Raw genomic sequence first — 6000 nt, 5'->3', positions numbered from 1 at the left:
GGTGCTGGAAGGTTAAGAGGAGAGGTTAGCCGCAAGGCGAAGCTTTGAATCGAAGCCCCAGTAAACGGCGGCCGTAACTATAACGGTCCTAAGGTAGCGAAATTCCTTGTCGGGTAAGTTCCGACCTGCACGAATGGTGTAACGATTTGGGCACTGTCTCAACCACGAGCTCGGTGAAATTGTGGTACCGGTGAAGACGCCGGTTACCCGCAGATGGACGGAAAGACCCCGTGAACCTTTACTGCACCCTAACATTGGGTTCGAATGGGTCATGTGTAGGATAGGTGGGAGACTATGAAACTGCAACGCTAGTTGTAGTGGAGTCAACGGTGAAATACCACCCTTGGTTTATTTGGATTCTAACTAAGACCCTTGAATCAGGGTTTAGGACATTGTTAGGCGGGTAGTTTGACTGGGGCGGTCGCCTCCTAAAATGTAACGGAGGCTCTCAATGGTTCCCTCAGCACGGTTGGTAATCGTGCGGCGAGTGTAAAGGCATAAGGGAGCTTAACTGCGAGACATACAGGTCGAGCAGATACGAAAGTAGGACTTAGTGATCCGGCGGTAGCGTATGGAAGTGCCGTCGCTCAAAGGATAAAAGGTACTCCGGGGATAACAGGCTGATTTTGCCCAAGAGTTCATATCGACGGCAAAGTTTGGCACCTCGATGTCGGCTCATCGCATCCTGGGGCTGAAGAAGGTCCCAAGGGTTTGGCTGTTCGCCAATTAAAGCGGTACGTGAGCTGGGTTCAGAACGTCGTGAGACAGTTCGGTCCCTATCCTCTGTGGGCGTAGGATACTTGAGAAGAGTCGCTTCTAGTACGAGAGGACCGAAGTGAACGAACCTCTAGTGCGCCAATTGTCACGCCAGTGGCATAGTTGGGTAGCTATGTTCGGAAATGATAAGCGCTGAAAGCATCTAAGTGCGAAGCATACTTCAAGATAAGGTATCCCTTGCCATTTATGGCACTAAAGACTCCTTGAAGATGACAAGGTTGATAGGCTGCAGGTGTAAGTGCAGTAATGTATTTAGCTAAGCAGTACTAATAGGTCGTGAGACTTAACCATTAAATTTATTTAAAGAAGGTATATTTGTAGATTTCTCATTCAATCTTTATTTTTTTTTGAAAAAAGTTTCTGGTGGCTATAGCTAAGGGGAAACACCTCTTCCCATTCCGAACAGAGTAGTTAAGACCTTAAACGCCGATGGTACTGCATTTTTAAGTGTGGGAGAGTAGGAAGTCGCCAGTTTTATATTTGAAAACCTCAATTTTTATTATTGGGGTTTTTTTATTTTAAATATTAAATTTTGGAAAAATCTATTTAATTTCTCTTCCGCCTAATTCTTCAACAATACTTTTAATTATTGGATATTTTAAAATATCATCATCTTCTAAATCATTTACACTATTTCCGATTGAATTATTTTTTTGAGCTTTTCTAAATTCAAATTTTGTACTAAGATTTGAATCAAAAAAAGTTGATAGCCTTTTTGAAATATATTCAGATGAAGAATTTAAAATTGGAATATCTTCTTTATTATCAACCAAAATATGCAGAATATTTTTTTCTATTTTATCCGGATATGTGTGTTCAATAATTGCTAAAGTAAATTTTTCTTTAATGATTACTTCTTTTATTAAATTCCACTTTTCTTTAATTGTTTCTATAGTTGGAGAGTTCTTAAATTTTACTTCATCGAGAGTTTTACTTTTTGCAATTGGAGAAGGTTTAATTTTAACGGATTTTTTTTCTTCCATCAAAATTTGGATTGTTTCTTCTGGTACAGAATTAATATCTAAAGTATTTTCAGGTTTTGGTTTAACGTTAATTTTATCAATTAATTCAGTTTTTTTTTTATCAGTTATTTCATCTGTAATTTCAACTCTTAATATAAGTTCTGACAAAGTTGCGGATTTCACAAATCCAATTAAATGAGAAAGAGAAATCTCAACTTTTAATTTTTGATTTTGCGAAATTTTAATTTCATTCTGAATTTTTGAAAGGAACGAAAGAATTCTAAGTAAATCTCCCTCAGAAAATTTATCAGAATATTTTAAATATCTTGATTTAAGATTTTCCGAACTTTCTATAAAATTTGCAGATTTTGTAATTATCACCGTACTTATATTTCTGAAATGTTCAAGCAATCCATTTATAAAATCAATAAAATTCCATCCATTTGCATAAATATTTTCTGAAACTTCAAAAGCTGTTTTAAATGATTTATCTAAAATTGCATCCGAAATTTGGAAATATACTTCATCATCAATCAAATTAAGCATTTTTTTTAGAATTAAAGAATCAACATTGTTTCCGCAGAAAGAAACAACTTGATCAAAAACACTTTCCGCATCACGAAGAGCTCCATCTGCTTTTTTTGCAATCAAAGTTAATGATTCATCATCAATTTCAATTTTGTCAGAATCAGCAATTTTCTTCAGCAAATTCCGAATTTCGAAAAGTTCAATTCTTCTAAAATCAAATCTTTGGCATCGCGAAATAATTGTAAGCGGAACTTTATGAATATCCGTTGTTGCAAAAATAAAAATTGTATGTTCGGGTGGTTCTTCCAAAGTTTTTAAAAGTGCATTGAAAGATTCTGTGGTAAGCATGTGAACTTCATCAATAATATACACTTTGTATTCACCGCTTGTTGGCGCATATTTTACAGATTCGCGCAAAGTTCTAATTTCATCAATTCTACGGTTTGATGCGCCGTCAATTTCAATAATATCTAATGATTGAGATTTGAGAAAATTTTCACAAGCATCACATTTGTTGCAAGGTTCTCCACCATTTGGATTTTTACAATTTAAACGTTTTGCCAAAATTCTTGCAGTTGTAGTTTTTCCAACTCCGCGTGGACCGGCAAAGATGTAAGCGTGTCCAATTCTATTATTTTCAATTGCATTTTTTAAAGTCGTTGTTATGTGTTGTTGACCAACAACGTCTTCAAATAATTGCGGTCGCCATTTTCTTGCGGTAACTATAAAAGTCATAATAATTTTTCAATTTTTGATTGAGTTATTTCTAATTTTTCCGAAATCATTTTACAAATTTTTTCCAGCCAAATTTTATCAGTTTCATCAAATGCAGAAAATTCTTTGCTGTCTAAATCTAAAACTCCAATAATATTTTTATCACAAAAAATGGGAATTACAATTTCCGAATTTGTTTCAACATCACAAGCAATATGTTCGGGAAATTCATGAACATTTGGAATAACTTGAGTCAATTTACTTTCAACCGATTTTCCGCAAACTCCTTTTCCAATTTCAATTTTTGTACATGCAACTTTTCCTTGAAATGGTCCAAGATATAATAAATTATTTTTGATTAAATAAAATCCAACCCAGCTAATTTTCTCAAAAGTTTGTTTAAATGCCGCTGTAATGTTTGATAGATTTGTAATTATTGGATCATTTGTATTTATCAAATTTTCAATCTGACGAAATAATAATTTATAAGTTTCTTCCAAATCCAAATTTTTATCAAACTTAATTTCTGAACTCATTTTGAAACTTTTCTTAGTTTCCTTTTAGTTTTTGGTTTTTCAAAAACATATTGGAAAGCTTCTTTTATATCGTCAACCGGAATTATTTTTAATCCATCTTTTATTGCGGATTTTATTTCAACTAAATCATTTTCATTTCCTTTTGGAATTAAGACAGTTGAAATTCCGTTACGTTTTGCTGCGAGAAGTTTTTCATTCAATCCGCCGATTGGCAAAACTTTTCCGCGTAAAGTAATTTCCCCGGTCATCGCAACATCGCCGCTTGCGGGTTTTTTACTAATTGCAGAATACATTGCCAAAGTCATTGTAATTCCGGCAGAAGGTCCATCTTTAGGAATTGCGCCTTCCGGCAAATGAATATGAATTTCTTTTCCCTTATGAAAATTTAAAGGCAGCTTTAATTCTTTTGCATTTGATCTTAAGTAACTAAGCGCGGCTTGTGCAGATTCTTTCATCACATCGCCAAGTTTTCCGGTAAGAGTTAATTTTCCAACTCCGCTCATAATTGTAACTTCAACATTTAGAATTTCCCCGCCAACACTCGTCCATGCCAAACCGGTTACGCTGCCAATTTTTGATTCGCGCAAATTTTTCTGCATTCTAAATTTTGGAACACCCAAATATTTTTCAATTTTATCCGGAGTAATTGCAAATCCTTCAAAGATTTTATTTTTCATGCGGGATTTAGATTTGTTCATCACAATTTCTTTTGCAGTTTTTCTAAACACCGATGCAATTTCTCGTTCTAAATTTCTTACGCCGGCTTCTCTCGTATATTCTAAAATTATTTTTTGAACAGATTTATCGTGCAATTCAACTTTTAATTTATTTAAACCGTGCGCTTCCAATTGCTTTGGAACAATATGTTTTTTTGCAATTTCAATTTTTTCATGTTCAAGATATCCGGGCAATTCAATAATTTCCATTCGGTCTTGCAAAGGCAAAGGAATATTATATCTAACATTTGCTGTTGTAATAAACATTACTTGAGAAAGATCATATTCAACATCCAAATAATGATCTGAAAAATTATGATTTTGTTCGGGATCTAAAACTTCCAACATTGCAGAAGATGGATCGCCGCGGAAATCCATGCTCATTTTATCAATTTCATCAAGTAAAATTACCGGATTTATTGTTCCGGCTTTTTTCATCGATTGAATAATTTTTCCCGGAAGTGCGCCAATATAAGTTCTTCTATGCCCGCGAATTTCTGCTTCATCACGAACTCCGCCCAAACTTATTCGTACAAAATTTCTTCCTAAAGCTCTTGCAATTGATTTGCCGAGCGAAGTTTTTCCAACTCCGGGAGGACCGACAAAACATAAAATTTGTCCTTTCATTTGTTTTACTAAATTTAGAACAGCAATATGTTCAACAATTCTTTCTTTTGGTTTGTCTAATCCGTAATGATCTTCATCCAAAATTTTTCTAACATTTTCAATATCAAGAATATCTTTTGTTTTATTGGACCACGGAACATCTGTGAGCCAATCAAGATAATTTCTTATTACCGTAAACTCCGGAGAACTTGGCGGAGTTTTTCTAAGTTTTTCAAATTCTTCTGCCGCTTTTGCTTTTGCATCTTTCGGCATTTTAGCTTTTGCAATTTTCTCTTTTATCTTTTTGAATTCCGGAGAAATTTCTTCCTCTTTGCCCAATTCATCTTGCAGAATTCTAATTTGCTCCGCAATAATAAATTTACGCTGTGTTTTTGTAATATTTTCTTGAACTTTTAATTCAATTTCTTTTTCAACTTTTAAAATATCCACTTCAGAATTAAGCAATTTTATTACATCATAAATTTGATCGCGAAGAGAGAATTTTTTTAAGATTGATTGTTTTATTTGAATTGACTGATTTATATTTGCCGCAACATAAAATAATTTTCTATCCGGTTCATCAATATTTTCATAAGCCGTGATTGCTTCCGCGGGAATATTTCTATTATTCTTTACATAATCTTTAAACTGATTACTTAATTGTCGGATAAGCGCATTAAGTTCTTGCGGTTCAATTGGTTCAGAAAGAATTATTTCAACTTCTGCTTCAAAAAATTCTTTTCGGTCCGAAAATTTTTTAATTTTTCCTTGAACAATTCCATCAACCAAAATTTTCATTAATCCGTTTGGAAGTTTTAAAATTTGAATAATTTTTGCAATTGTTCCTTCTTCAAAAATATCTTCTGCAGTAGGATCTTCAAGATTTGCTCTTTTTTGTGCGGATAGAAAAATAAATTTTGAGTGTTCTAAAGAATAATTTGCTGCATTTATTGATTGTTCTCTTCCAACTAAAACCGGAAAAATCATATACGGAAAAATTATATTATCCCTTAAAGGCAATACCGGAAGCAGTTTTGGAATTTCAGTAAGAATTGTAGAATCTTCGGAATTATTTTTTTTTGTCGTTGCCATAATTATTAATAAGTTTGAAAATGTAATTATTCAAAATACCAAATTATTGAAGTGCATTCAAATTAAAGA

The 6000-nt window shown here is 33.6% G+C and carries 3 protein-coding genes and 2 rRNA genes (1 of these 5 cut by a window edge); 2 read left to right on the top strand and 3 right to left on the bottom strand.

The annotated features are described in order from the left end of the window. Both IPH62_02780 and rrf read left to right on the top strand, forming a co-directional pair. Window positions 1-1068, top strand: a 23S ribosomal RNA gene (locus IPH62_02780); it begins 1935 nt to the left of the window's first position. 68 nt (window positions 1069-1136) lie between these two features. Then, a 5S ribosomal RNA gene (gene rrf, locus IPH62_02775) occupies window positions 1137-1251 on the top strand. A 68-nt stretch (window positions 1252-1319) separates the two neighbouring features. On the opposite strand, the gene dnaX is transcribed toward rrf, so the two are convergent. Genes dnaX through lon form a run of 3 tightly spaced genes read right to left on the bottom strand, consistent with a single transcriptional unit; the run spans window position 1320 to window position 5931 of the window. Next, window positions 1320-3002, bottom strand: a complete 1683-nt coding sequence (gene dnaX / locus IPH62_02770) for a DNA polymerase III subunit gamma/tau (protein MBK7104190.1) — start codon at window positions 3000-3002, stop codon at window positions 1320-1322. Then, a complete protein-coding gene (locus IPH62_02765) occupies window positions 2999-3517 on the bottom strand; it encodes a GAF domain-containing protein (GenBank protein ID MBK7104189.1) in 519 nt (172 codons plus the stop codon). The genes dnaX and IPH62_02765 overlap by 4 nt, the downstream gene beginning before the upstream one ends. Further along, complete coding sequence (gene lon, locus IPH62_02760) at window positions 3514-5931, bottom strand: endopeptidase La (protein ID MBK7104188.1); 2418 nt, start codon at window positions 5929-5931, stop codon at window positions 3514-3516. Before lon ends, IPH62_02765 begins: the two co-directional genes overlap by 4 nt. Window positions 5932-6000: the final 69 nt, after the last annotated feature.

It is taken from the genome of Ignavibacteriota bacterium (assembly GCA_016708125.1).
Taxonomy (GTDB): domain Bacteria; phylum Bacteroidota; class Ignavibacteria; order Ignavibacteriales; family Melioribacteraceae.
Note: the sequence above shows the minus strand (reverse complement) of the source record. Positions and strands in the feature narration are given on the sequence as shown.

Coding starts and splice junctions, on each gene's coding strand:
- dnaX (MBK7104190.1), bottom strand. CDS start 3,002: ATGACTTTTATAGTTACCGCAAGAAAATGGCGACCGCAATTATTTGAA.
- IPH62_02765 (MBK7104189.1), bottom strand. CDS start 3,517: ATGAGTTCAGAAATTAAGTTTGATAAAAATTTGGATTTGGAAGAAACT.
- lon (MBK7104188.1), bottom strand. CDS start 5,931: ATGGCAACGACAAAAAAAAATAATTCCGAAGATTCTACAATTCTTACT.